The 23,530-nt window shown below is 74.2% G+C and carries 18 protein-coding genes; 11 read left to right on the top strand and 7 right to left on the bottom strand.

The features are described 5' to 3' along the window. The first annotated feature begins 39 nt into the window (after positions 1 to 39). Both ABZ567_RS27985 and ABZ567_RS27980 read left to right on the top strand, forming a co-directional pair. Complete coding sequence (locus ABZ567_RS27985) at positions 40 to 2,448, top strand: HAD-IC family P-type ATPase (RefSeq protein ID WP_360794727.1); 2,409 nt, start codon at positions 40 to 42, stop codon at positions 2,446 to 2,448. 119 nt (positions 2,449 to 2,567) lie between these two features. Beyond that, positions 2,568 to 3,419 (top strand): MBL fold metallo-hydrolase, encoded by an 852-nt coding sequence (locus tag ABZ567_RS27980; RefSeq protein ID WP_360794724.1) that lies wholly within the window; start codon positions 2,568 to 2,570, stop codon positions 3,417 to 3,419. A 7-nt stretch (positions 3,420 to 3,426) separates the two neighbouring features. Here the strand turns inward: ABZ567_RS27980 and ABZ567_RS27975 are convergent, their stop codons facing one another. The 4 genes from ABZ567_RS27975 to ABZ567_RS27960 all read right to left on the bottom strand — a co-directional run bounded on the left by ABZ567_RS27975 (position 3,427) and on the right by ABZ567_RS27960 (position 10,876). After that, positions 3,427 to 3,861, bottom strand: coding sequence for a hypothetical protein (locus ABZ567_RS27975; RefSeq protein ID WP_360794721.1), 435 nt, complete (start codon positions 3,859 to 3,861; stop codon positions 3,427 to 3,429). Between the two features lie 125 nt (positions 3,862 to 3,986). Continuing rightward, positions 3,987 to 4,970, bottom strand: coding sequence for a hypothetical protein (locus ABZ567_RS27970; RefSeq protein ID WP_360794718.1), 984 nt, complete (start codon positions 4,968 to 4,970; stop codon positions 3,987 to 3,989). Positions 4,971 to 6,639: 1,669 nt separating this feature from the next. After that, entirely contained in the window at positions 6,640 to 9,789 is a 3,150-nt protein-coding gene (locus ABZ567_RS27965) for a molecular chaperone Hsp90 (protein ID WP_360794715.1), read from the bottom strand. 157 nt (positions 9,790 to 9,946) lie between these two features. After that, entirely contained in the window at positions 9,947 to 10,876 is a 930-nt protein-coding gene (locus ABZ567_RS27960) for a DUF3027 domain-containing protein (protein WP_360794712.1), read from the bottom strand. A 381-nt stretch (positions 10,877 to 11,257) separates the two neighbouring features. On the opposite strand from ABZ567_RS27960, the gene ABZ567_RS27955 reads away from it, so the two are divergent. From ABZ567_RS27955 to ABZ567_RS27940, 4 genes are all read left to right on the top strand, one after another. Then, positions 11,258 to 12,637, top strand: a complete 1,380-nt coding sequence (locus tag ABZ567_RS27955; RefSeq protein WP_360794710.1) for an MFS transporter — start codon at positions 11,258 to 11,260, stop codon at positions 12,635 to 12,637. Positions 12,638 to 12,712: 75 nt separating this feature from the next. Then, positions 12,713 to 13,192, top strand: coding sequence for a DUF2771 domain-containing protein (locus ABZ567_RS27950; RefSeq protein ID WP_360794707.1), 480 nt, complete (start codon positions 12,713 to 12,715; stop codon positions 13,190 to 13,192). A gap of 7 nt (positions 13,193 to 13,199) precedes the next feature. Beyond that, positions 13,200 to 13,985: a futalosine hydrolase gene (locus ABZ567_RS27945; protein ID WP_360794704.1), complete on the top strand. Its 786-nt coding sequence runs from the start codon at positions 13,200 to 13,202 to the stop codon at positions 13,983 to 13,985. Then, positions 13,982 to 14,872, top strand: a complete 891-nt coding sequence (locus tag ABZ567_RS27940; RefSeq protein WP_360794701.1) for a 1,4-dihydroxy-6-naphthoate synthase — start codon at positions 13,982 to 13,984, stop codon at positions 14,870 to 14,872. The genes ABZ567_RS27945 and ABZ567_RS27940 overlap by 4 nt, the downstream gene beginning before the upstream one ends. 22 nt (positions 14,873 to 14,894) lie before the next feature. Here the strand turns inward: ABZ567_RS27940 and ABZ567_RS27935 are convergent, their stop codons facing one another. Then, complete coding sequence (locus tag ABZ567_RS27935; protein WP_360794698.1) at positions 14,895 to 15,278, bottom strand: cold-shock protein; 384 nt, start codon at positions 15,276 to 15,278, stop codon at positions 14,895 to 14,897. 141 nt (positions 15,279 to 15,419) lie between these two features. Between ABZ567_RS27935 and ABZ567_RS27930 the strand changes: the two genes are divergently transcribed. Beyond that, positions 15,420 to 15,698 carry a hypothetical protein gene (locus tag ABZ567_RS27930; RefSeq protein WP_360794695.1) on the top strand — a complete coding sequence of 93 codons (279 nt, stop codon included), beginning with the start codon at positions 15,420 to 15,422 and terminating at the stop codon, positions 15,696 to 15,698. Here the strand turns inward: ABZ567_RS27930 and ABZ567_RS27925 are convergent. Further along, positions 15,686 to 16,330 (bottom strand): HAD hydrolase-like protein, encoded by a 645-nt coding sequence (locus tag ABZ567_RS27925; protein ID WP_360794691.1) that lies wholly within the window; start codon positions 16,328 to 16,330, stop codon positions 15,686 to 15,688. The genes ABZ567_RS27930 and ABZ567_RS27925 overlap by 13 nt on opposite strands. A 125-nt stretch (positions 16,331 to 16,455) precedes the next feature. On the opposite strand from ABZ567_RS27925, the gene ABZ567_RS27920 reads away from it, so the two are divergent. Genes ABZ567_RS27920 through ABZ567_RS27910 form a run of 3 tightly spaced genes read left to right on the top strand, consistent with a single transcriptional unit; the run spans position 16,456 to position 19,432 of the window. Beyond that, positions 16,456 to 17,460 (top strand): iron ABC transporter permease, encoded by a 1,005-nt coding sequence (locus tag ABZ567_RS27920; RefSeq protein WP_360794688.1) that lies wholly within the window; start codon positions 16,456 to 16,458, stop codon positions 17,458 to 17,460. Positions 17,461 to 17,498: 38 nt separating this feature from the next. Beyond that, entirely contained in the window at positions 17,499 to 18,617 is a 1,119-nt protein-coding gene (locus tag ABZ567_RS27915; protein ID WP_360794867.1) for an iron ABC transporter permease, read from the top strand. After that, complete coding sequence (locus tag ABZ567_RS27910; protein ID WP_360794685.1) at positions 18,614 to 19,432, top strand: ABC transporter ATP-binding protein; 819 nt, start codon at positions 18,614 to 18,616, stop codon at positions 19,430 to 19,432. Before ABZ567_RS27915 ends, ABZ567_RS27910 begins: the two co-directional genes overlap by 4 nt. A gap of 242 nt (positions 19,433 to 19,674) precedes the next feature. On the opposite strand, the gene ABZ567_RS27905 is transcribed toward ABZ567_RS27910, so the two are convergent. Further along, positions 19,675 to 20,829: a hypothetical protein gene (locus tag ABZ567_RS27905; RefSeq protein ID WP_360794682.1), complete on the bottom strand. Its 1,155-nt coding sequence runs from the start codon at positions 20,827 to 20,829 to the stop codon at positions 19,675 to 19,677. Between the two features lie 72 nt (positions 20,830 to 20,901). On the opposite strand from ABZ567_RS27905, the gene ABZ567_RS27900 reads away from it, so the two are divergent. Continuing rightward, positions 20,902 to 23,442, top strand: a complete 2,541-nt coding sequence (locus ABZ567_RS27900) for a helicase C-terminal domain-containing protein (RefSeq protein WP_360794679.1) — start codon at positions 20,902 to 20,904, stop codon at positions 23,440 to 23,442. Positions 23,443 to 23,530 lie beyond the last annotated feature (88 nt).

Here is a 23,530-nt window from a genome sequence, read left to right as displayed (position 1 = left end):
GGCAGGTGAACGCCCCGTTCCGGCCGTACCGTCGAGAACATGACTCAGCGGGCGAAGATCGACACGGACGGCAGGGAGACCGAGGCGGCCGACCCTCCCGTCGTCCACCGCACCGCGGGGCTCACCTCGGCCGAGGTCGCCGAACGCGTCGCGCGCGGCGAGGTCAACGACGTCCCCGTACGGAGCTCCCGCTCCGCGACCGACATCGTCCGCGCCAACGTCCTCACCCGCTTCAACGCGATCATCGGCGTGCTCTGGGTGATCATGCTCGTCGTCGCGCCGATCCAGGACAGCCTCTTCGGCTTCGTCATCGTCGCCAACACCGGCATCGGCATCATCCAGGAACTCCGCGCCAAGAAGACCCTCGACGGACTCGCCGTCATCGGGGAGTCCAAGCCGACCGTCCGTCGCGACGGCGTGACCGCCGAACTCTCCGCCTCCGAGATCGTCCTCGGTGACCTGATCGAACTCGGCCCCGGTGACAAGGTCGTCGTCGACGGCGTCGTCGCCGAGGCGGACAGCCTGGAGATCGACGAGTCGCTCCTCACCGGCGAGGCCGACCCCGTGGTGAAGAGACCCGGCGACCCGATGATGTCCGGCTCGTTCGTCGTCGCCGGCGGCGGCGCCTTCACCGCCACCAAGGTGGGCCGCGAGGCGTACGCGGCGCAGCTCGCGGAGGAGGCCTCCCGCTTCACGCTCGTCCACTCCGAGCTGCGCTCCGGCATCTCCACGATCCTCAAGTACGTGACGTGGATGATGGTCCCGACCGCGATCGGGCTGATCATCAGCCAGCTCGTCGTCAAGGACGACGACCTCAAGAACTCGATCGCCCGCACGGTCGGCGGCATCGTCCCGATGATCCCCGAGGGCCTGGTCCTGCTCACCTCGGTCGCCTTCGCCATCGGAGTCGTACGCCTGGGCCGCAAGCAGTGCCTCGTGCAGGAACTGCCCGCCATCGAGGGCCTCGCCCGCGTCGACGTCGTGTGTCTGGACAAGACGGGCACGCTCACCGAGGGCGGCATGGACGTCACCGAGCTGCGCATGCTCGACGGCTCGGACGAGACGTATGTACGCAAGGTGCTGGGGGCCCTCGGCGAATCCGACCCGCGCCCCAACGCCTCCCTCCAGGCCATCATCGACGCCTACCCGGAGACGGTGGAGTGGCGGTGCACGGAGGCGCTGCCGTTCTCCTCGGCCAGGAAGTACAGCGGCGCGGCCTTCAGCGAGGGCGACGGCGAGAACTCGACCTGGCTCCTGGGCGCCCCGGACGTACTCCTCCCCGCCGACGACCCGGTCCTGACCGAGATCGACCACCTCAACGAACAGGGCCTGCGGGTCCTCCTCCTGACCCGTACGACCCACGAGCTCGACGACCCGGAGGTCGTCGCCGACACCCGCCCGGCCGCGCTCGTCGTCCTCGAACAGCGGCTGCGGCCCGACGCCGCCGACACCCTCGCCTACTTCGCCGACCAGAACGTCGCCACCAAGGTCATCTCGGGCGACAACGCGGTCTCGGTCGGCGCGGTCGCCGCGAAGCTCGACATGGCAGGCGCGGAGAACACCGTCGACGCCCGCACCCTCCCCACCGACCGGGAGGAGATGGCGAAGGTCCTCGACGAGAACGCGGTCTTCGGCCGGGTGTCCCCGCAGCAGAAGCGGGACATGGTGGCGGCGCTCCAGTCCCACGGCCACACCGTCGCCATGACGGGCGACGGCGTCAACGACGTCCTGGCCCTGAAGGACGCCGACATCGGCGTCTCCATGGGTTCGGGCTCGGAGGCGACGAAGGCGGTCGCGCAGATCGTCCTCCTCGACAACAGCTTCGCGTCCCTGCCGTCGGTGGTGGCGGAGGGCCGGCGGGTCATCGGCAACATCACCCGGGTCGCGACCCTGTTCCTGACGAAGACGGTCTACTCGGTGCTCCTGGCGGTCCTGGTGGTCTGCTCGCAGGTGGAGTACCCCTTCCTCCCCCGCCACCTCACCCTGCTGTCCACCCTGACGATCGGCGTCCCGGCGTTCTTCCTCGCGCTCGCCCCCAACAAGGAACGCGCGAGGCCGAACTTCGTACGGCGGGTGATGCGGTACGCGATCCCCGGCGGCGTCCTCGCGGCGGCCGCCACCTTCACCACGTACCTCCTGGCCCGGCACCACTACAGCGGCGAAGGCGCCCTGGAGGCCGAGACGAGCGCCGCCACCCTCGCCCTGTTCCTGGTCTCCCTGTGGGTCCTGGCGATCATCGCCCGCCCGTACACCTGGTGGCGCCTCGCCCTGGTCGCCACGATGGGAGGCGCGTTCCTCCTGGTGCTGGTCGTGCCCTGGCTCCAGGACTTCTTCGCCCTGAGGCTGGTGGGCACGACCATGCCGTGGGCGGCGGTCGTCATCGCGGCGGCGGGAGGCCTGCTCCTGGAGGTCACGTGGCGGTGGGTGGACCGCAGGTTCCCGGCGTAGGGGCGACCGCGCGAGGAGCCCTGATCCGACCGGCCGAGACCTGCGTTTGACGGCAGCCCGGCGCGGGGCTGCACTGGATGCATAGGCGCTGCGGCGACTCCGCGCGAGGGAGAGCGGCGATGACCACCACGGACACGTTCAACCTTCTGCAGCCGTACAAGATCGCCGAGGAGACGTTCGTCATCCCGTGGGCCCTCGAGGCCCCGCCGGTCGGCCACTTCCCGATGAACTCGATGGTGATCCGGGGAGCGGAACCGGTCCTCGTGGACACCGGGGCGCCCGCGGTGCGCGCCCAGTGGCTGGAGGCGGCCTGGTCCGTCGTGGATCCCCTGGACGTACGGTGGATCTTCCTCACCCACGACGACCGCGACCACGCGGGCAACCTGCTGGCGGTCCTCGCCGCATGCCCGAACGCGACCCTGCTGACGACGTGGTTCTCCCTCGGTCGCATGGCCGAGGAGTGGGAGACGCCCATCAACCGGTGCCGCTTCATGATCGACGGCGACACGATCGACGCGGGCGACCGCACCCTGGTCGCCAAACGGCCGCCCCTGTACGACAACCCCACGACCCGCGCTCTCTTCGACCGGAAGAGCCACGTCCTGTGGTCCGTCGACACCTTCGCCACGAACGTACCGGCCCCGATGCCCGAAACGGCGGCGCTGTCGCCGGACGAGTTCCGCGACGGCCAGTTCTTCGGCGGGAGGCTGGTCGCTCCCTGGGTCGCGCTGCTGGACGCCCAGAAGTTCGGGACCGTCGTCGACGACTTCCAGCACCTGGACGCCGAGGTCATCGCCGGCTGCCACTGCCCGGTCCTGCGCGGCCCCCAGATCCCCGAGGCCTACGACCTCCTCCGCCGGCTCCCCGAGATCCCCTCGTGGACGGAGTTCACCCAGGCCGACCTGGACCAGTGGATGGCGGACGCCGAGAGCTCGGTTCCGCCGGAGCAGCCGCGACCGTCGGGGACGTGAGCGACGCTCAGAGACCAACCCCCTCCTCGAACCCGCGGAAGGTCCCCGTGGCGTCGGCCGCGTCCGCGAACTCGGCGAAGTCCATGTTGGAGATGCTGAGGTTGGCCGACACGTCGGGGAACCACCGGGCGGGGAGCCGGAACGTCCGTCCCGGCTCGTCGTCCGACAGGTCCACGGCCAGGAGCGGGTGCGACGGGTCGCCCATGGCGTGCGCGTCGGCCAGGAACACATGGACGATCTGGTCGTCCTCCTCCGCCCGGGCCTCCTCGTCCAGCAGATCCCGGACGCTCACCCCGGCGAAACGAGGGTCGCTGACGTACGTGGCATCGATGCGGTCGTCGACCGCGTCGAGCGCGGTTCGGAGCGCGTCCCAGGCCGTGTCGTCACCGAAGTCGGTACGAAGAACCAGCGAGGTCAGATCATCGGGTTGAGGCAGCGGCATGGAAGGGATCCTGCCACCCGCCTCCGACATCCACCGCTGCCCCGGCATGCCGAGCGGCGGGGGCGGTCATGCGGTGGCGGCGAGGCGGCCGTCGACGCCACCGCATGGAACGCGGCTGGGGGCGGTCAGGCCGCGGACCGGCAGTTGCCGCAGCCACCTTCCGGATCGTGGCTGCGGAACGCACGGTCACACCCGTCGCAGTTGACCAGCGGTGCGGGTCCGTCGGTCACCGACGGCGGCGGTACGGCGGCCAGCGGAGGCGGCAGGAGCGTCGAGAGCCGGAACTCGACGAACCGGCCCGGGTGGTGGATGGGCACGTGCGCGGGCGGCAGGGCGGCGGTGAGCGAACGGATCACCTGCTCCGGGGTGGCCGCCCGGGACAGCCACTCCTCGACTCCGGGGGTGAGCCGTAGGACGTCACGCCAGGAGAGCAGGAGCCGCGAGTCGACGGTCCGCAGCCGGGCGAGCAGGTCGGCGGCGGGCCTGTCGAGAACAGGCGGCGTCGCCTTCGACGTCGGCGGTACGGGACGGACCTCGGCCCCGGCTGAGGCGGAGGGCGCAGGGCCGGGACGAGGACCAGGGCCTGGGCCTGGGCCCGAACCCAGGTCCGGGTCCGCGTCCGAGACCGAGCCCGAGTCCGAGCGGTCCGCGTCCGAGCCCGAGTCCGAGACCGGCCGGGTCTCCGCCCGTACGGTCTCGGATACGGCCGGCGACCGCAGCCCCCGCCCCCCACCGCACCCGGGCTTGTCGTACGCGAGCGTCCGCGTGGCGAACCGCCCGCCTCCGAGCTCAACCCGCCGCCGCTCGACGTACCCCTCGGCCACCAGTTCGTTGAGTGCCCGCCGGATGGTGATCTCGCCCTCCCGGAACCGCAGGGTGAGCGTCTTGACCGTGACGTCGGCGCCGTCGGGCAGCGACTGGATGTACACGCCGAGCCCGATGGCGACGGCCGAGAGGCGCGGATGCTGGGCGAGGTGGTTGCCGACGACGGTGAACCGGTCGGTGTGCCGGTGCCGTACGTGGATGACCCCGGAGCGAGGCGCGTCGACGGGAATCTCGAACGGAATGGGGCACGCGGAAGGGACCGCGTTAGACTGCGGGTAAGCCATTGGGAAGCGCTACTTCCTGATTGCCAGGCCCTCGTGGGGATTGTGAGTCCCTGCGGGGGCCAACTTGTCATATGCCGCTATTGCGCTGACCGTACCGCACCCCCGACCTCACCTGTCCGCGTTCCGGACAGCTTCACCCGATCGTGTGGCAAGGGGAGTTGGGGACCGGAGGGGTGGGTTGGAAGGTTCTCTCCCGTTCCTTTAAAGGACGTCGAGCAGAACCGGGACGCAGCGAAGCACGCCCCGGCGGACCTTCCCGCGTCGCAGGTCAGGCCGCCCGGAGCATCGGGCGAGCGCGCTCGAAGACCTCACGCGTGTAGGAGTTGCCGAGGGGGGACGAAGCGCGGACAGCATGATCCCCACCCGGTCGTCACACCGGCCGGACTGCACGGGTGGGTAGTCGTCCAGGACACGGTTCCCATCGCTGCACGCCTCTTCCAGGCGTCCGACCGCCAGCTTTCTTTCAGCGAGCATGGCGTTATATCGCACGCGCGCACGGCGATAGACGGGTTCCCTCAGACGCTCGTCGGGAACGGCCCTGTCCGGCGGTGGCCTCGCAGGGGACGGCCTCTCCGGACGCCCGGACGGCGGCGGCCCGTACGACCGGATCGTGGCCACCTGCGGAGTACGGGCGATCCCACCGACCTGGCTCGCCCGGACCAGGCCCGGCAGCCAGATCCTCGCCACGGTGTGCGGTTGGCTGTACTCCTCCGAACTCGCCCGCCTCACCGTCGACGACGACGGCACCGCACACGGCCGGCTCCTCGGCGGCCAGGTCTCCTTCATGCTGGCCCGCCCCCCACCTCCCACCGCCCTTGGGAGTACTCCCGGGCCTCGACGAGGCGAAGAACGGGAGACCCTCATCGGCCCCGACATCCTCGACGACTGGACCATACGGTTCGTCGCCCAACTCGCCGTGCCTCGCGCTCAGCTCGTCCGGATCTCTCTCGACGGCGGTGAGGCGTGGCCCGTACTCCTCGACGCCGAGGCCGGGGCATGGGCCGCGCTTCGGCGCGACAGCGGCCGCTGGACCGTCCGCGAAGGCGGCCGGGACCGCCTGTGGACCCGGATCGAAGAGCACGTGACGCAACTCAGGTGCGGGGAAGCGGGTGAGTGGTTACCGTGCCAGGCATGCGGGACGTGCGTGCGGACGGACCCCGGGGGTTCAGGTATCCCACCGGGAGGTTCCTGGTGGTCGCTACCTACGGAGTTGCCGTGGCACGCACCGCTCATCACCCTTCACGCGCCCGCAGGCGCATGCGAAGCGACATGCTCACGGGGCAGCCCTGGCATGCCGTTCTTCTGCGTGACCTCCGGTACAGCGCCCGGGACGTCTCCGAGGCCCGGCAGGAGGGGCGAAGAGCCCGGCCGCGTCCGGTCCTGTGTGTTGTCCGGGTGTACGCGCTGCCCCGGCATCAGTGGGACCCCGCCGTCGGCAACCGGGCCGCAGTGGAGGAGCGTCGGGCCCGGCAGCGGCTCCGTCGGCGGGCCGGAGTGCTTCTGCGGCTGGTGAACTCCCCCGCGGCGCCGTCGACCTCGACGTCGCCGACGTCGTCGACATCCCTCCCGCCCGCCACCGGCGCAACGGGCTCTGGTTCGCCTAGGGTGTCTCGCCTCCGGCGGCGCCGCCGGAGGCCCGGGGCCGGGCATGGCTGCCCGGCCTCGTGCCTCAGTCGAACCAGCGGTCCCTCGCCAGTTCCGTCGTCCTCGACGGGTCCTCCAGGAGGGCTGCCACCTCGAAGCGACGGGGCCACTGGCCTGCGGACCAGGCCAGGGCCGCCGCTACGCCTTCCAGGGTGGAGGCGTGGATCACGCCGTCCGGGGTGCGGCGCCAGTCGAGTTCCGTGTCCGCCGCCCGGAGTTCCTCGTGCTCGATGTACGAGGAGGGGGTGGCCGGGCCCAGGAGGGTGCGGATCGCGTCCGGGACCTCGTGTTCCTCGCCCTCCGTCGTGACCTCCGCCTCCACCGTCTCGCTCAGCCGGCGCACCTGGAGCAGTTCCGCCAGGTCCGCCGCGCGGGACGGCGACACCGGGAGCAGGGGCAGGCCGGCCGTCAGGGGCAGGAGGTCCGGGGCGTCGGCCACCAGGGCCTCCGACGCGTCGACGACGACGAGGGTGCCGTCCACGACCGCCCGCAGTTCGTCCGGGAGCGTCACCTGTTCCGGGTCCAGGTCCGCCAGGGCGGTGTACAGGGCGTGGAGTTGCGTGGCCGACACCTCGCGGTCCGGGTCCGCGAGGCGGGTCAGGAGTTCCGCCGCGCCTCCCGGTTCGTCGAGGAGGGCCGTGACCGAGGTGCGGACGCCCAGGGCGCGCAGGACCTGCTCGTCCTCGAAGCCGGTCGCGTCGGCGGAGTCGTACAGGCCGATCAGGAGCGGGTCCGTGCCCGCCGCGCGCAGTCCCGCAGGGCGGCGGCCGTCCAGGACCGGGTGGTCGCGGAGCCACCACGCCGTGTACGAGCGGACCGTCTCCGTCGTGCCGTCCGGCAGGAGGACCCGTACGGGCTGGGTCAGGGCGTCTCGGAGCGGGGGCCGGGCGAGCAGCGCCAGTGCCTGCGGCCAGGCGTCGTCGTCGACGAGGTCCAGGTCCCGTACCGCCACGATCTCCGTCGCCACCGGCGGCACCGGCGAGTCGGGGAGCCGGTCGAGGACGTCCTCGCACCACACGTCGACCGCGTCGAGGAGTCCGGCGTCGTCCGGCTCGGGGTAGTCGCCGTCGCGCGCTTCGACCTCGTCCGGGTCGAGGAGCAGGTCGGTGGCGCGGACCAGGGCGAAGGTGGCGAGGACTCCGCAGGCGGCGAGGGGCTGTTCGCCCCAGCGGGCGGCCAGGTCGGTGTCCACCAGGGCCAGTTCGCCGGCGCGCATGAGGGAGGCGAAGGGGGAGCCGGGGAGGACCAGTTCGCCCGCAGGGGAGAGTTCGCCGTCCTCGTCGGGGAGGGCGAGCGCGCCCAGCCAGGGCTCCTCGCCGGGCTCCAGGTCCGCGTCCCGTACGAGGGTGAGGACGGTCTCGGCGAGTTCGTCCGCGTCGAGCGCGTCCCCGTCCTCGTCCCAGATCTCGCCCGCGTCGAGGGAGGCCGCGACCGCCGCACGTACCTGCGGGGTCGTCAGGACCGCGCGGGGCGTGGCCGGCAGGGCGCCCAGCTTCTCCAGGAGCGGGTGGGCGGCCTCGGGGTGGGCGACCTTCAGGCCGAGCCGGGTCAGTTCGGCGGGGGTCCTGTCCTGCGGCAGGAGGACCTGGCGGGGGCCGATGGCGGTACGGGTACGGGCGGCGCCGCCCTCCTCCGGCTCGGCGAGGGGGACGGGGAGGCCCGTCAGGCGGTCCGGGTCGACGCCGGCGAGGGAGTCGTACAGGCGCCACCACCACGTCGGGGCCCGGTCCACGCCGGCGAGGCGGTCGATCGCCTCGGTCAGGGGGACACGGCCGACGCCGAGCGTGCGGAGCTCCGGGCGCCGCTCCAGGCCCGCCGGGAGGAGCGTCGGGAAGACCTCCGCGAGGACGCCGACGGTGTCCCCGCCCGCGCCCTCCGCGACCTCGGCCTCGATCGGGCGGAGCGCCGGGAGTTCCTCGGTGGGGGCGGCGGGCGCCAGGAACGCGACGCGCGGCAGCCGGTCGAGGATCGCCTCGCGCAGCGCCCCGTCGAGGGGGCCCTTGCCGAGCGGGCCGGGGACGAGGTCGAGGGTGGCGGTGGTCACCGGCTGCCAGTCGGCGAGGAGTTCGGCGTACGCGTCGGCGGCGCGCTGCACGAGGAAGTCGGTGAGCGGTCCGGGCGCCGGGTGCCGTCGCGCGGTGTCGAGCGGCAGGGAGGCGATGAGGAGGGCGGGGATGCCGAGCGGTTCGTCGGTGGGGGTGGGGGCGTGCACGACGGGGGTCGTCCGGGGGTAGCGGGGGGCGCCCTCGGCGTCCACGGGTACGGCCCAGGTGACGGACCAGTGGGGGCGGAGGCGTTCCTCGACCGGGCGGTCCTTGAGGAGTCCGGCGTCGAGGGGGCCGCCGTGGGTGACGGTCCGCCAGCGGTGGACGCCGGTGGCGGTGTCCTCGATCCGTACGTAGCCGTCGTCGTCGGAACGGGTGAGGGTGCGGACGCCCTCCGGCGTCTCGACGACGATCTCGGCGAGGCCGGGGAGGGTGAGGAGCAGGGCGTCGTCGACGGAGTCGAGGAGCCGTTCGGCGAGGTCACGGGCGGCGGTGTCGCGGAGGGGGAGGACGACGACCGTGTCGTAGCCCTCGGGCGCTGAGCCCTCGGCGGGCAGCGGGAGGCGCAGGAGGGGCACGTGCCCGTCGCGGCGGCGCAGTTCGTCGCCGAGGCCGGGGCTGCGCTCTGCGGCGTCGGCGGCGAGTTCGCGGGCTTCGGCGAGGGACCAGCGGACGCCGCCGTGGCGGCCGAGGACGGCGGGCTCGTCGGTGACGGCGAGGACGGCGGCGAAGCCGACGCCGAAGCGGCCTACGGCGCCGTGGGGCTGCTCGCGCTTGGCGGAGGCGCGGAGCGTGGAGAGCGACTCGGCGCCGACGGCGTCCAGGGGGGCGCCGGTGTTGGCGGCGGCGAGGGCGGCGGGGCCCTCGGGGTCCGCCGGGTGGAGGGTGAGGCGCAGGCGGCCGGGGACGCCGGCGCGATGGGCGGCGTCGGCGGCGTTCTGGGCGAGTTCGACGACGAGGCGGTCGCGGTAGCCGCCGAGGGCGAGGTCCTCCTCGGCGTTGGCGTCCTCACGGAACCGGGCGGGGGAGGCGCCCCAGGCGTCGAGCACGCCCTCCCGGAGCCGTGCGGTGCCGAAGGGGTCGGTTCCGTCGGTCGTCGTCCGGACGCTGACGCTCACGTCTGACTCCACTCTGCGGTGCGGGGCGCGGGGGGTGGTGCTGCCGGACCCGAAGGTCCGGGCCCGAAGGTACCGCGCTCCGACGTGCCCGTGCGCCCGGGCACGTCCCGCTCCCGGGGCGCGCGGAAGCACGTCCCGGGGGTGTGGGGCAGGCGTGGACGCGGGGCGGCTACGAGTGGCCCAGGTCCTCCGAATAGTCGTCCGGTTCCGTCGTCGAGCCGGAGTCCTTGGGCGGGCGGAGGGGGAAGGCGTCCGTGGCCATCGAGTCGTGGACCGGGGGCGCCGGGCGCGGCGGCGTCGGCATGATCGCGGCTTCGGAGTGGCCTCCGCAGCCGTACGCGAGGGAGACGACCCGGCCGTCGGCGGGGGCGAACTCGTTGGCGCAGACGCCGAAGCCCTGCTTGAGGGAGCCGGCGAGCGGCACGAGGAAGGCGCAGGACTCGCAGGTGGCGGGGGCGGCCTGGGCCATCGGGGTGCGGGGGCCGAAGGCCTCGTCCCAGCGGTCGGCGGCCAGGTGGAGGCCGTACCGGGACAGGACGCGGGCCCGGCGGAAGCCCAGGTCCTCGGCGACGGCGGCGATGGCGCCGCGCGAAGGCACGCGGGTGACGATCTCCGCGTCCTCGACGTCGAGGTGGTCCGTCAGCTCCTCGGACAGCGCCGAGTTCGGCGGCGGCGCGTCCTCGCCGGTGTAGCCGGGCTCCAGGCGCAGGTCGTCCTCCTCGGTGGGGAGGAGGTCGCCCGGGCCCATGTCTCCGGGGCGCAGCCGCTCGCTCCAGGGCACCCACTCGGGGGCGAGGAGGGCGTCGGAGCCGGGCAGCAGGACGGTTTCGTCCAGGGTGATGTTCTTGGCGCGGGAGGCGCGGGTGACGGTGACCGCCCAGCGCCAGCCCCGGTAGCCGGGTTCCTTGGACTCGAAGTAGTGGGTGACGACACGGTCACCCTCCGCGACGACTTCGACGTGTGCGCCGACGATGCCGGGGGCGGCCGCCTCCTCGGCGGCCTCCCGCGCGAGGTCTACGGCCTCGGCGCACAGGCGGTCGGGGATACGCGTGGCTCGCGGGGTACGCGGGGTACCGCTTCGCGTCGTCGCAGCACTCACAGGTCTCGCTTCTCTCCTACGCCGTCTCACGGGTGCGCCGGCCGAGGGGCGGGAGCGAAGCCACGGGCGGCGGGCGGAGCGGACCTGGGGGCCGCATCGACGTCCGCGCACCCGACGTGTCTCGCTTGTCTCGGGCACACCTATCGTCATCCATTCTGCGGGATGCCGAAGAGGCGCGCGGCCGAGAGCTTCCGCCGGTGACGCGCTACGCACGCTACCCCGTTCGCGGGCCTCAGCCCACCTGCCCGCCCCAAGTGGCCCGGATCACGGGTGGCCGGACGGCCTGCCGGGCGGGTCCGAATCCGGCGGCGGGGCACCTCCGGGGCGTCTCGTCCGCCGCGCCACGGTTCGTCCGGCGTGCGCGTGGGGCACTATGACGGGGTGGCAGCCGCACGGTCTCCCGCACGATCCGAAGATCATGCCGGACCGCTCCGCCGAGCGGGCCGGTCGGTCGGTCGTGCCCTGCACCTGCCGTTCACGGGGACGGCGCGGGGCATCAGGAAGGCCACGCACGCGCACGGCGCGGGCGAGTCGGGGCTCGGCAAGCTGATCGAGCTGCACGCGGTGAACGGCGCCGGGGACGTCATGATCACGGTCGCCCTCGCGTCCACGGTCTTCTTCTCGGTGCCGACGGACGAGGCGCGGGGGCGCGTGGCCCTGTATCTGGCCGTCACCATGGCGCCCTTCACGCTCCTCGCCCCGGTGATCGGTCCGCTCCTGGACCGCATCCCGCACGGGCGGCGGGCGGCGATGGCGGGGGCGATGCTCACCCGCGCGGTCCTCGCGATCATGATGTCGGGGGCGGTGGCGACCGGAGGGCTCGAACTGTATCCGGCGGCGCTCGGCGTGCTTGTGGCGTCGAAGGCGTACGGAGTGGTGCGCAGCGCGGTCGTGCCACGACTGCTGCCACCGACGTTCTCGCTGGTCAAGGCGAACTCGCGGGTGACCCTCGCCGGGCTGCTCGCGACGGGGGTCGCCGCGCCGATCGGCGCGGGGCTCCAGATGGTCGGGCCGGGCTGGCCGCTCTACGGGGCGTGCGCGCTGTTCCTGCTCGGGGCGTTCTGGGCGTGGCGGATGCCGCCCAAGGTGGACTCGGCGAAGGGCGAGCGGCGGGCGCACCTGCTGACGCACGGCGAGAAGAGACCGAGCCTGCGGACGGTGGGGCCGTCGGTGCTGCACGGTCTGGCGGCGAACGCGGCACAGCGCATGCTCTCGGGTTTCCTGATCTTCTTCCTGGCGTTCCTGCTGCGGGAGCACCCGCTGTCGGGGCAGAGCGCCGCCGTGTCACTGGGGATCGTGGGTGTGGCGGCGGGCGTGGGCAACGCGTGCGGGACGGCGGTCGGGTCGCTGCTCCGGGACCGGGGCCACGGTCCCGAGGTGATCATCGCCACGATGATCAGCGTGGTGCTGGGTACGGCGGTCTGCGCGGCGGTGTTCTTCGGCGGGGTGATGGTCGCCGTCCTGGGCGCGGTCGCCGGCCTCACCCAGGCCCTGTCGAAGCTGTCCCTGGACGCGCTGATCCAGCGGGACGTGCCGGAGGTGGTGCGGACCTCGGCGTTCGCGCGCTCGGAGACGGCCCTGCAGATGGCGTGGGTGGTGGGCGGCGCCATCGGTATCGCGCTGCCGCTGAACGGGACGCTGGGCATGGCCGTCGCGGCCGGGATCCTCGGCCTCGGCGCGCTTCTCGCGGTACGCGGCCTGCTGGGCGCCGCCCGCCGCCGGCCGGGGTCGGAGGGCCGTCCGAAGGCCCGGGTGGCGTAGACCCGCCTGGGACCGGAGGGCGGCACGCCGTACCCCCGCGTGGCGCGGACGCGGCGGCCCGATAGCCTTCGGCTCATGACCGTTGCGTTCTTCACCGGCTCGCGCCGCCGGGCCGCCGTCGCCCTCGGGGCCGTCTCCGCCGGGCTCCTCGTACTCTCCGCCTGCGACAAGCCGACTCCGCTCGCGACCCTGACGGTCGGGACCGACTCGGTCCACTCCGAGGCCGCCTGCTACAACGACGGCGACGCCATCAAGGAGTCGCAGATCCAGCAGTGCCTCAACAAGAAGGCCGAGAAGTCCATCTCCGTGGCGATGGACGACAAGATCCGCTTCGGGGTCGACCCCGACATCGCGGACAACGGCTGGACGATCTTCCTCGGCGGCCAGCAGGCCGAACCCGAGCCGTACAAGAAGACGTACCGGACCATTCCGGCCAGCGCCTTCTTCTCCAGCCAGACCGGCGAGGCCACCGACAAGGCCCAGGTGACCATCGTCGAGAACACCGGCAAGAAGCTGACCGGTGTCTGGCACTTCCAGCTGAAGAAGGAATCCTGATCCTCCGGTGCCCCACCGGATCCTGATCGTGACGGCCGTGGCGGCGGAGGCGGACTCCGTCACCGCCGGCCTCGGCCTCGACGGCCCGGAACTCCTTCCGCTGCCGGGGGGTCTCGTGCTGTGCCGTCACACGGACTCCGTCCCCCGCCCCGCGGGGGGCGATGCCCCGGTCGACGTCCAGGTCGACGTCCTGGTCGGGGGGGTCGGTCCGGCCGCCGTGGCCGCGTCGACCGGGACCGCTCTGGCGTACGCGTCGCTGACCGGAAGCGGCGCGGGCAGCCCTTATGACCTGATCGTCTCCGCCGGGATCGCCGGCGGATTCCCCTCCCGCGCGCCCGTCGGCTCCGTCGTCGTCTCGGCGTCGATCGTCGCCGCCGACCTCGGCGCCGAGACCCCCGACGGCTACCTCGCCGTGGAGGAGCTCGGTTTCGGCCGGTCCGCGCATCCCGTGCCGGAGGCCCTGACCGGACGTATCGCCGCCGTCCTGGGCGCCGGGGGCCTGCCGCACACCGTCGGGCCCGTGCTCACCGTCTCGACCGTCACCGGTACCGCCCGCCGCGCCGCCGCACTCGCGGAGCGCCGGCCGGGGGCCGTCGCCGAGGCGATGGAGGGCTTCGGCGTCGCCGAGGCCGCCGCCGCGTACGGCGTCCCCGTCGTCGAGATCCGGGCCGTGTCGAACGCCGTCGGTCTCCGGGACCGGACCGCCTGGCGCATCGGCGAGGCCCTGGAATCGCTGGGGCACGCCTTCCGGCTGCTCGGCAAGACCGTCTTCGTGGAGCTGGAGCCGTCGTGACCAAGCTGAAGATCGCCTACTCGCCCTGCCCGAACGACACGTTCGTCTTCGACGCCTGGGCCCACGGCCGCGTCCCCGGCGCCCCCCGCCTCGACGTGACCTTCGCCGACATCGACGTCACCAACGGCTGGGCGGAGAGCGGCACCGACACCCACGACGTCCTGAAGGTGTCGTACGCGGTGCTGCCGTGGATCCTCGACGAGTACGCGCTGCTGCCCTGCGGCGGCGCCCTCGGCCGCGGCTGCGGGCCGCTCGTCCTCACCCTCCCCCACTCCCGGCTTCCCCCGAGCGGGGGGACCCCCATGGCCGGGACCGGCGCCGATCTCGCGGGGAAGACCGTCGCGGTGCCGAGCGAGCGCTCCACCGCGTACCTGCTGTTCCGGCTGTGGGCGGCGGAGAACGTGCCCGGCGGGGTCGGGGACGTCGTCGTGATGCCGTTCCACGAGATCATGCCCGCCGTGCGCGACGGGAAGGTCGACGCGGGGCTCGTCATCCACGAGGCCCGCTTCACGTACCAGAACTACGGCCTGCACTGCCTCGCCGACATGGGCGAGCACTGGGAGTCCACGACCGGCCTGCCGATCCCGCTCGGCGCGATCGTCGCCCGCCGCTCGCTCGGCGCCGAGACCCTCCAGCGGCTCGCCGGGGCCGCCCGAGCGTCGGTACGGATGGCCTGGGACGACCCGGCCGCCTCACGGCCGTACGTCCTGGAGCACGCGCAGGAGATGGACCCCAAGGTGGCCGACCAGCACATCGGCCTCTACGTCAACGAGTTCACCGCCGACCTCGGCGAGCACGGCTACGCGGCGGTCCGGGGGCTGCTCACCCGCGCCGCGGCCGAGGGACTCGTACCGCCCCTCGGCCCGCACGCGCTGTCGTTCCCGTAGCGCCGGGTCCGCCGCGCCCGCCCTACACGTCGAGCTGGTCGGCGACCGCCCGCAGCAGCCCCGCGATCTTCGCGCCCTGGGTCTTCTCCGGGTAGCGGCCACGCTCCAGCATCGGCGTGATGTTCTCCAGGAGCGTCGTCAGGTCCTGCACGATGGACGCCAGTTCGTCGGGCTTACGGCGCTGCGCCGCGGCGACGGACGGCGTCGGGTCGAGAATCACGACGGACAGCGCCTGGTCGCCGCGCTGACCTGCGACGACGCCGAACTCCACCCGCTGACCCGGCTTCAGTGCGTCGACTCCGGCAGGGAGCACCGACGAGTGGACGAAGACGTCGCCGCCGTCGTCACGGGAGAGAAAGCCGAAGCCCTTCTCGCTGTTGAACCATTTGACCTTGCCGGTAGGCACGTCTGTCCTCGTCCTCGTCCTCGTCGATGGGGATAGCGAACAGCGGGTCGACCGCCCCGCCGGCACCAAGGCTAATGGTCCGGAGGCCGGTGACAAGACGTCGCCGATGTGTTCCTGTGGCCTGGGAACTACCCTGGCCGGATGCGTAGTGAAACCCCCGCCGCACCGGTGAACGACAGCGCCCCGGGTGACGGCCTCGTCAAGGCCGGTGTCGTCGTCTTCGCCATCGGCGCCCTGGCGACGCTGGTCACCGTGGCCCCGCTGTTCCTCGGCACCGATCCGTTCCCCACCGTCGCGTACTGCGTCTCCATGCTGATGGGGGTCGGCTTCGCGCTGGCCGGCGCCGGGGTGCTGCGGTCGATCGCCGCCCAGCGGCGCCAGGCGCGGGGCGGGCCGGCCGCGCCCGTTCAGGCCAGGTAGCCCTCCCACCAGGCGCGGAAGTCCGTCAGGTCCGCCAGGACCACGCCCGCGCCCGCCTCCTTGAGCTCCTCGGCGGTGCAGGGGCCGGTTGCGACGGCCACCGAGAGGGCGCCGGCCTTCGCCGCGCCGCGGACGTCACCGAGGTGGTCGCCCACGTACACCTGGGCGCCGTGGGCGCGCAGGGCCTCCGCCTTGCCCTCGGCCCACAGACCGCCGGCGACCGCGTCCGGTTCCATGCCGAGGTACGTGAGGTGCAGTTCGGCGTGCGGGCCGTTCTTCGCGGTGACGACGACCGTGCGGCCGCCCGCCTCGCGGACGGCGGCGATGGCGTCCCGGGCGCCCGGCATCGGGTGCGAGGGCGCGATCGCGTACGCCGGGTACAGCGCCCGGTAGCGGGCCGCCATCTCCGTGACGTGCTCCTCGGGGAACCAGTACGCCATCTCGTGTTCGAGGGGCGGGCCGAGGCGGGTCACGACGAGGTCCGCGTCGATCACCGCACCGGTCTCGGCCGCGAAGGCCTCCCAGGCCGCCTTGATGCCGGGGCGGGTGTCGATCAGCGTCAGGTCGAGGTCGAGGTCGAAGCCGACGGTGAGCGGGGACGCGGGCGGGGGCGGGGTCGCGGAGGTCGTCATGGGGCCCATTCTGGGGGACCTCCGGGCCGGTCGTCCCCAGGTGGGTGCTGCTTACACTGAGGCGGGCCCCACCGGGCCGAGCCGTACCGAACCCGCACCGCCGACGCACCACCCGATGGGTCCTGATGCCAGCCGCTTTCCGTACCAGACGGGTCCTCGCGACCTCGGCGGCTCTCGTCGCCCTCCTCCTCGCCGTCCTCCTCAGCCTGGCCGTCGGCGCCCGCGCCATCGCCCCGTCCACGGTGTTCGACGCGCTGCTGCACGGCGGTACGAGCCCCGACGCCGAGGTCGTACGGCAGCTCCGCGTCCCCCGGACCCTCATCGGGCTGATGGTCGGCGCCGCGCTCGCCCTCGCCGGCACCGCGCTCCAGGGCATCACCCGCAACCCGATCGCCGACCCCGGCATCCTCGGCATCAGCCAGGGCTCCTCCGTCGGCGTCGTCCTCGCCATCGCCTTCTTCGGGGTGCACAGCCTCACCGGGTACGTGTGGTTCGCCTTCGCGGGCGCCGCGCTCGCCGCCGTCGCCGTCCACGCCATCGCCTCCAGCGGGCGCGGCGGGGCCACGCCCGTGAAGCTGGCGCTCGGCGGGGCCGCGATCAACGCGCTGCTGCTGTCCGTCACCACCGGCGTCCTCACCACGAGGGCCTCCGCGCTCGACGAGTTCCGGTTCTGGCAGATCGGCTCCCTCGACGGCCGTGACGCCCAGCTCGTCGGCCAGATCTGGCCCTTCCTGTTCGTCGGCGCGGTCCTCGTCGTGTCCGTGGCGCGCGGCCTCGACGCGCTGGCGCTCGGCGAGGACGTCGCGAAGGGGCTCGGGCAGCGGGTCGCGACCGTCCGGATCGTCGGCGGGGTCGGCGCGACCGTCCTCACCGGGGCGGCCGTGGCCGCCGCCGGGCCCGTCGCCTTCGTCGGCCTCGCCGTCCCGCACATCGCGCGGGCCGTCGTCGGCTCCGACCACCGCTGGGTCCTGCCGATGGCCGCCGTCATCGGGCCGGTGATGCTGCTCGTGGCGGACGTCGCCGGGCGGGTCGTGTTCCCGCCGGGCGAGGTGCCGGCCGGGGTGATGACCGCGCTCATCGGCGTTCCGTTCCTGGTCACACTGGTACGCCGGAAGGCGGTGCCGGCGTGAGGACGACCCGTACGCCCGAGGGCGGGCCCGAGGGGGGCATGACCCGTGCCACGGAGGGCCGTGCCGGTCCGGGCACGACCCTCCCGCCGGAAGGCGGTGCCCGCGCGAGCGCCGCCGGGCTCAAGCCCGCCGGGTACGGGCTCGTCCGGGCCCGGGGAGCCTCGTTCCTCGTCCACCGGCGCTCCGCCGTCGTCGCCGTGGGCCTGCTGTTGCTCCTGGCCGCGGCCTGCGTCGCGTACCTCTGCGTCGGTGAGCGGTTCGTCGCGCCCGGTGAGGTCGTCCGCATCCTGCTCGGGCAGGGCTCCCCGTCGACGTTCGTCGTCGAGGAGCTGCGCGAGCCCCGGCTCGTCGTCGCCCTCGCCGTCGGCGCCGCCTTCGGTGTCGCCGGCGCCCTCATCCAGACCGTCGCCCGCAACCCGCTCGCCAGCCCCGACATCATCGGCATCAGCCAGGGCGCCGGAGCGGTCACCGTCGCCGCGATGACCTTCGGCCTCACCTCGTACACCGTGCTGCCGTACCTCTCCATCGCCGGCGGGGTGCTCGCCGCCGGGCTCGTGTACGCGTTCGCCTGGCGCGGCGGGCTGCACGCGACCCGGTTCGTCCTCATCGGCATCGGCTTCGCGATCGCCCTGCGGTCCCTCACCACCCTGTTCATGACCAAGGGCGACTACCTCGTCGCCCAGCAGGCGCAGATCTGGATGACCGGCTCCCTCAACGGGCGCGGCTGGGACGAGTCCGCGCCCGTCCGCTGGACGCTGCTCCTCCTGCTGCCCGCCGTGCTGTGGGCGGCCCGCGCCCAGCGGACCGTGTCCCTCGACGACGACACGGCGACCGCGCTCGGCGTACGGCTCGGCCGGGTCCGGCTCGGCCTCGTCGCCGTCGGCGTCGTCCTCGCGTCCGTGGCGACCGGGGTCGCGGGGCCGGTCGACTTCGTGGCGCTCCTCGCCCCGCAGATCGCCCGCCGCATGACCAGGACCGCGCAGATCCCGCTGCTCTGCTCGGCGCTCACCGGCGCCGCGATCGTGGTCCTCGCCGACCTGCTCGGCCGGCGGCTCCTCTCCCCCGTCGAACTGCCGGTGGGAGTCCTCACGGCGGCGATCGGCGCCCCGTATCTGATCTGGCTCATCGTCCGGAGCCGTACGGAAGGCAAGGCATGACGAGCAGGCTGACCGCGCGCGAGCTGACGCTCGCCTACGAGGACCGCACCGTCGTCCACGAGCTCGACCTCGCCATCCCCGACGGGAAGGTGACCGTCATCGTCGGCCCCAACGCCTGCGGCAAGTCCACCACCCTGCGGGCCCTCGGCCGGCTCCTCAGGCCGGCGGGCGGCGCGGTCCTCCTCGACGGTGAGGAACTGGCGAAGCTGCCGACGAAGGCGATCGCCCGTTCCATCGGGCTGCTGCCGCAGACCCCCGTCGCGCCCGAGGCGATCACCGTCGCCGACCTGGTGTCGCGCGGCCGCCAGCCGCACCAGGCCTGGTGGAGGCAGTGGTCGGAGGAGGACGAGCGGGCCGTCTCCGACGCCATGGCCCGTACCGACGTGACCGCGCTCGCCGACCGGTCCGTCGACGCGCTCTCGGGCGGTCAGCGGCAGCGGGTGTGGATCGCGATGGCCCTGGCCCAGGAGACGGACCTGCTCCTCCTCGACGAGCCGACGACCTACCTGGACATCGCGCACCAGGTGGAGGTCCTCGACCTGGTGCGCCGCCTCAACCGCGTACGCGGCCGGACCGTCGTCCTCGTCCTCCACGACCTGAACCAGGCGGCCCGGTACGCCGACCACCTGATCGCCATGAAGGCGGGGCGGGTGGTCGCGGAGGGCCCGCCGGCGGAGATCGTCACGGAGGAGCTGGTACGGGACGTCTTCGGCCTGACGTCGATCGTCGTCCCCGACCCGGTGACGGGGTCACCCCTGGTTGTGCCGGGGGCGCCGTGGGGGGCGGGGGTGGGGGTCGAGACGGGGACGGGCTGAGGGCGGGGGGGGCGGCCGCGAGCGGCCCGGCACTGGGCCCGCCCCGGCGGGATGGGCGCGGGGTTGCGGGCCGCGAGCGGCCCGGCACGGTGGGGTGGGCGCGGGCGAGAGGCGGGCCCGGGTCGGTCGGCGGGTGAACGCGCGGGCAAGAGGCGCGCCGGGTCGGTCGGCGGGTGAGCGCGGCCCCGCACTGGGCCCGCCCCGGTGGGGTGGGCGCGGGGTTGCGGGCCGCGTCCGGCGGTTCAGTGCCTTCTGGCGCGCCACAGCAGGAACAGCGCCGACGCGATCGCCGCACCCCGGAGCGTCCACGGCCAGGTCTCCGAGACCGCCGCGCCCATCGCCTCTCCCCCCGCCGTCACCGGTTCGCCCCAGCGGCCCTCCACCCGGCCCCACAGCCAGGCGACGCCCGACGCGGCGGCGAGGCCCGGGATGACCAGGACGGCGGTCTTGACCTCGCCGGGGGTCAGGCGGCGGGAGGCGTACGCGAGGAGCCAGCCTCCGGCCAGCGCGATCAGCGAGCTGAAGACGGCGCCGCCGAGCAGCAGGAGCGCGGCGAGGAGGACGAAGGGGCTCCGGACGCGGAGACGGGAGACGGGCGTGGCGGCCTCGGGCGCCGGTTCGGGCTCCGCCACGGCGGCCCCGCGCCTGCGGCGCCGGAGGATACGGGCGAGGCGGCGGCGCCTGCCCGACCCGGGCGGCTCCCCCTTCCCCTCCGCCCCGTCCGCCCCGGTCTCGTCCTCGTCCGGGGCCGGCGGCTCGAAGAGGTCCGGGCGCTCGACCCCACCGACGAACCCCGCGAAGCCCTCGCCCGGGTCGGCGGCGTCGGACCGCCACCAGTCCGGCTCGACGGCGGCGACGCCGTCAGCCGCCACGCCGTCACCCGCCACGCCGGACCTCGCGGCGCCGGACCTCGCCACGGCGGACCCCGGCCTGGCGGACCCCGGCGCGGCGGACCCCGGCCTCGCGGACCTCGCCGCGGCAGACCCCGGCCTCGCGGACCCCGGTCCGGCGGGCCTCCTTGCCTCGCCCGACCCCGCCGCCGCGCCCGGCCCCGCCGCGTCCGACCCCGCCGCCTCGCCCGGCCCCGCCGCCGCGGACCCCGGTCCGGGGTCCGACCGCCGTGCCCCGCGCCCCCGCCCGCGGGGCTTCGGGACGGACGGTGGCTTTTCGGGGGCGCCCGCTCGTTCCACCACCTCGTCCGGTGTGCCGAGGGCGCCGAGGATGCCCCGTACCGCCGTCGGGCTCTCCTCGCCGTTCGTGGCGCGCTGCCGGTCGATCTCGTTCCGGAGCGTCGACACCAGCCGCATCCGGTCGCTCGCCGGCAGCTGGCGCTGCTGGGCCAGGTCACCGACCCGGCTCAGATAGTCGTAGACCAACTGGTCGCTCTCGATCCCCACGGTGCCCCTCCACGGCCGGTTCGCCCGGTACGGCCCGACGTTAGCGCCTGGACAGCGGCTAACGTGGGGCGGATGGGGATCGGTGAGCTCGACCGGGAGGCGCACGTGCCCGAGGTAACTGGCGCCGCCGCGGCGCCCCGCACACTCGCGGAGGCGCTGCGCGCACGGGGTGACGAGGGGCTCGCCGCGTTGCTGCGGGCCCGGCCGGACCTGGTGAGTCCCGTGCCGAACGACCTGACGCAGCTGGCGACCCGGGCCGGTACGCGGGGTTCGGTGGTGCGGGCCCTGGAGCGGCTCGACCGGTTCGCCCTCCAGACGGCGGAGGCACTCGCCGTGGGCCCGGACCCGACCCCGTATCCCGTACTCCTGGCGTTGCTGTCCGGCGACGAGGGGGATCCGGAGATCGCGGCGGCGCTGCCCGACGCGGTGGCGCTGCTGCGCGAGCAGGCGCTCGTGTGGGGTGAGGACGACCGGCTGCGGCTGGTGCGGACGGCGCGGGAGCTGCTGGCGCCGTCGGCGCAGCATCCGTCGCCGACGGGTCTCGGGCCGACGGTCGCGGAGGCGACGTCGGGGATGTCGCCGGGCCGGGTGCAGGAGATCGTCGCGGCGGTCGGGTTGCCGGCGACGCACGATCCGGTGTCGGCGGTGGCGGTCCTGACGGAGCTGTTCACGGACCGGGCGCGGATGGGTGCGCTGCTCGACACGGCGTCCCCCGAGGCGCTGGCGGTTCTGGACCGGCTGGTGTGGGGTCCGCCGTACGGCGAGGTGACGGCGAACCCGGCGCCTCCGGTGCGCTGGCTGCGCGACCGGGGCATGCTGCTTCCGGTGTCGGCCCGGACGATGGTGCTGCCGCGTGAGGTGGCGCTGCATCTGCGGGGCGGTCGGGCGCACCGGGCGCCGGAGCCGGTGCCGCCGGCGCTGGGGGTGGTGCGCGAGTACCGTCCACAGGTGGTGGACAGCGCCGCGGCCGGGCAGGCGCACGTGGCGCTCGCGACCGTCGAGGAGCTGCTGAAGTCCTGGGACAGGGGCGGCCCGCAGGTGCTGCGCGCGGGGGGTCTCGCGGTGCGGGACCTGAAGCGGACGGCGGCGACGCTCGACGTGACGGAGGAGACGGCCGCGTTCTGGCTCGAGCTCTGTTACGGGGCGGGGTTGTTGGCCTCGGACGGGGAGGCGGACGAGCGGTACGGGCCGACGCCGGCCTACGACCACTGGCTGGACCTGCCGCCCGCCGAGCGGTGGGCGCTGCTCGTCACGCCGTGGCTGGCGGCGACCCGCACGGCGGGGCTCGTCGGCGGGCAGGACGCGAAGGGCCGTACGCTCGCCGCGCTCGGCCCCGATCTGGACCGGGCGCCGGCGCCCGAGGTCCGGCACCGGGTGCTCGCGCTCCTGGCGACGCTGGCGCCGGGTTCCGCCGTCGACCCGGAGACGCTGTTCGCCCGTCTCCGGTGGGAGCGGCCGCTGCGGGGGGCGGCGCAGGCCGCTTCGGAGGGCGACGGCGCCGGGGCCACGGATCTGCGGTCGCGGCTCGCGCGCTGGACGCTCGCCGAGGCGGAGTTCCTCGGGCTCACGGGCCGGGGCGCCCTGTCGGGTCCGGCGCGGGCCCTGCTGAACCTGCCGCTCGCGGAGGCCGCGGCGGCCACGGCTCCGGGCGGCGGCGTCGAGCTGTCGGTGGCGGCCGACCGGGCGGCGGCCCTCCTGGCGCCGCTGCTGCCCGAGGCCGTCGACCACGTCCTGCTCCAGGCCGATCTGACGGCGGTGGCACCGGGGCCGCTGCGGCGCCCGCTCGCCGACGCGCTGGCGGTGCTCGCGGACGTGGAGTCGAAGGGTGGCGCGACCGTCTACCGGTTCACGCCCGGGTCCGTACGGCGGGCGCTCGACTCCGGTCGGACGGCGTCCGACCTGCACGACTTCCTGAAGGCGCACTCGCGTACGCCGGTGCCGCAGCCGCTCGCGTACCTCGTCGACGACGTGGCGAGACGGCACGGGCATCTGCGGGTGGGGGCGGCGTCCGCGTACGTGCGGTGTGACGACGACACGGTCCTCGGCGAGATCCTGGCCGACCGGCGGTCCGCCGCGCTCGGGTTGCGCCGCCTCGCGCCGACGGTCCTCGCGGCGCAGACGGACCCGACGTCGCTGCTCGACGGGCTGCGGTCGATGGGGTACGCGCCGGCCGCCGAGTCCGCGGAGGGCGACGTCCTGATCACCCGCGCCGACGCGTACCGCACGCCCCCGCGTACGGCTCCGGTGCCGGTGCCCGACGGGCCGCCGGCGCCCGACACGACGCTGCTGGGCGCGGCGGTCCGGGCGATCCGGGCGGGCGACCGGGCGTCGACGGCGGTACGGAAGGAACCGGCGGTGGCGACCGCGGCTGGGGCGCTCCCCCGCACCTCCGCCGCCGAGACGCTCGCGACCGTGCAGGCCGCCGCGATGACCGGCTCGGCCGTGTGGATCGGCTACGTCAACGCGGACGGCGCGGCGAGCCAGCGGGTCATCGCCCCGGTCCGCGTGGAGGGCGGCTTCGTGACGGGCTACGACCACACGGCCGACGAGGTCCGCACGTACCCGCTGCACCGCATCACGGGCGTGGCGGAACTGGCGGACGACCAGGTGTGAGGGGCGGTCCTCGTCAGCGGCGGGGGTCCGGACGTTCCCGGCGCCCACGTGCTCGTCCACGGTGGTCCCCGTACTCGGGTGCGCGCAT

The sequence above is a fragment of the Streptomyces sp. NPDC016459 genome, from assembly GCF_040632845.1.
Lineage (GTDB): Bacteria > Actinomycetota > Actinomycetes > Streptomycetales > Streptomycetaceae > Streptomyces.
Note: the sequence above shows the minus strand (reverse complement) of the source record. Positions and strands in the feature narration are given on the sequence as shown.

What these genes read in the sequence shown, in the direction of transcription:
- ABZ567_RS27920 (WP_360794688.1), top strand. Translation starts at nt 16,456, where the DNA reads ATGCCAGCCGCTTTCCGTACCAGACGGGTCCTCGCGACCTCGGCGGCT.
- ABZ567_RS27900 (WP_360794679.1), top strand. Translation starts at nt 20,902, where the DNA reads ATGGGGATCGGTGAGCTCGACCGGGAGGCGCACGTGCCCGAGGTAACT.
- ABZ567_RS27925 (WP_360794691.1), bottom strand. Translation starts at nt 16,330, where the DNA reads ATGACGACCTCCGCGACCCCGCCCCCGCCCGCGTCCCCGCTCACCGTC.
- ABZ567_RS27910 (WP_360794685.1), top strand. Translation starts at nt 18,614, where the DNA reads ATGACGAGCAGGCTGACCGCGCGCGAGCTGACGCTCGCCTACGAGGAC.
- ABZ567_RS27980 (WP_360794724.1), top strand. Translation starts at nt 2,568, where the DNA reads ATGACCACCACGGACACGTTCAACCTTCTGCAGCCGTACAAGATCGCC.
- ABZ567_RS27970 (WP_360794718.1), bottom strand. Translation starts at nt 4,970, where the DNA reads ATGGCTTACCCGCAGTCTAACGCGGTCCCTTCCGCGTGCCCCATTCCG.
- ABZ567_RS27975 (WP_360794721.1), bottom strand. Translation starts at nt 3,861, where the DNA reads ATGCCGCTGCCTCAACCCGATGATCTGACCTCGCTGGTTCTTCGTACC.
- ABZ567_RS27950 (WP_360794707.1), top strand. Translation starts at nt 12,713, where the DNA reads ATGACCGTTGCGTTCTTCACCGGCTCGCGCCGCCGGGCCGCCGTCGCC.
- ABZ567_RS27915 (WP_360794867.1), top strand. Translation starts at nt 17,499, where the DNA reads ATGACCCGTGCCACGGAGGGCCGTGCCGGTCCGGGCACGACCCTCCCG.
- ABZ567_RS27930 (WP_360794695.1), top strand. Translation starts at nt 15,420, where the DNA reads ATGCGTAGTGAAACCCCCGCCGCACCGGTGAACGACAGCGCCCCGGGT.
- ABZ567_RS27985 (WP_360794727.1), top strand. Translation starts at nt 40, where the DNA reads ATGACTCAGCGGGCGAAGATCGACACGGACGGCAGGGAGACCGAGGCG.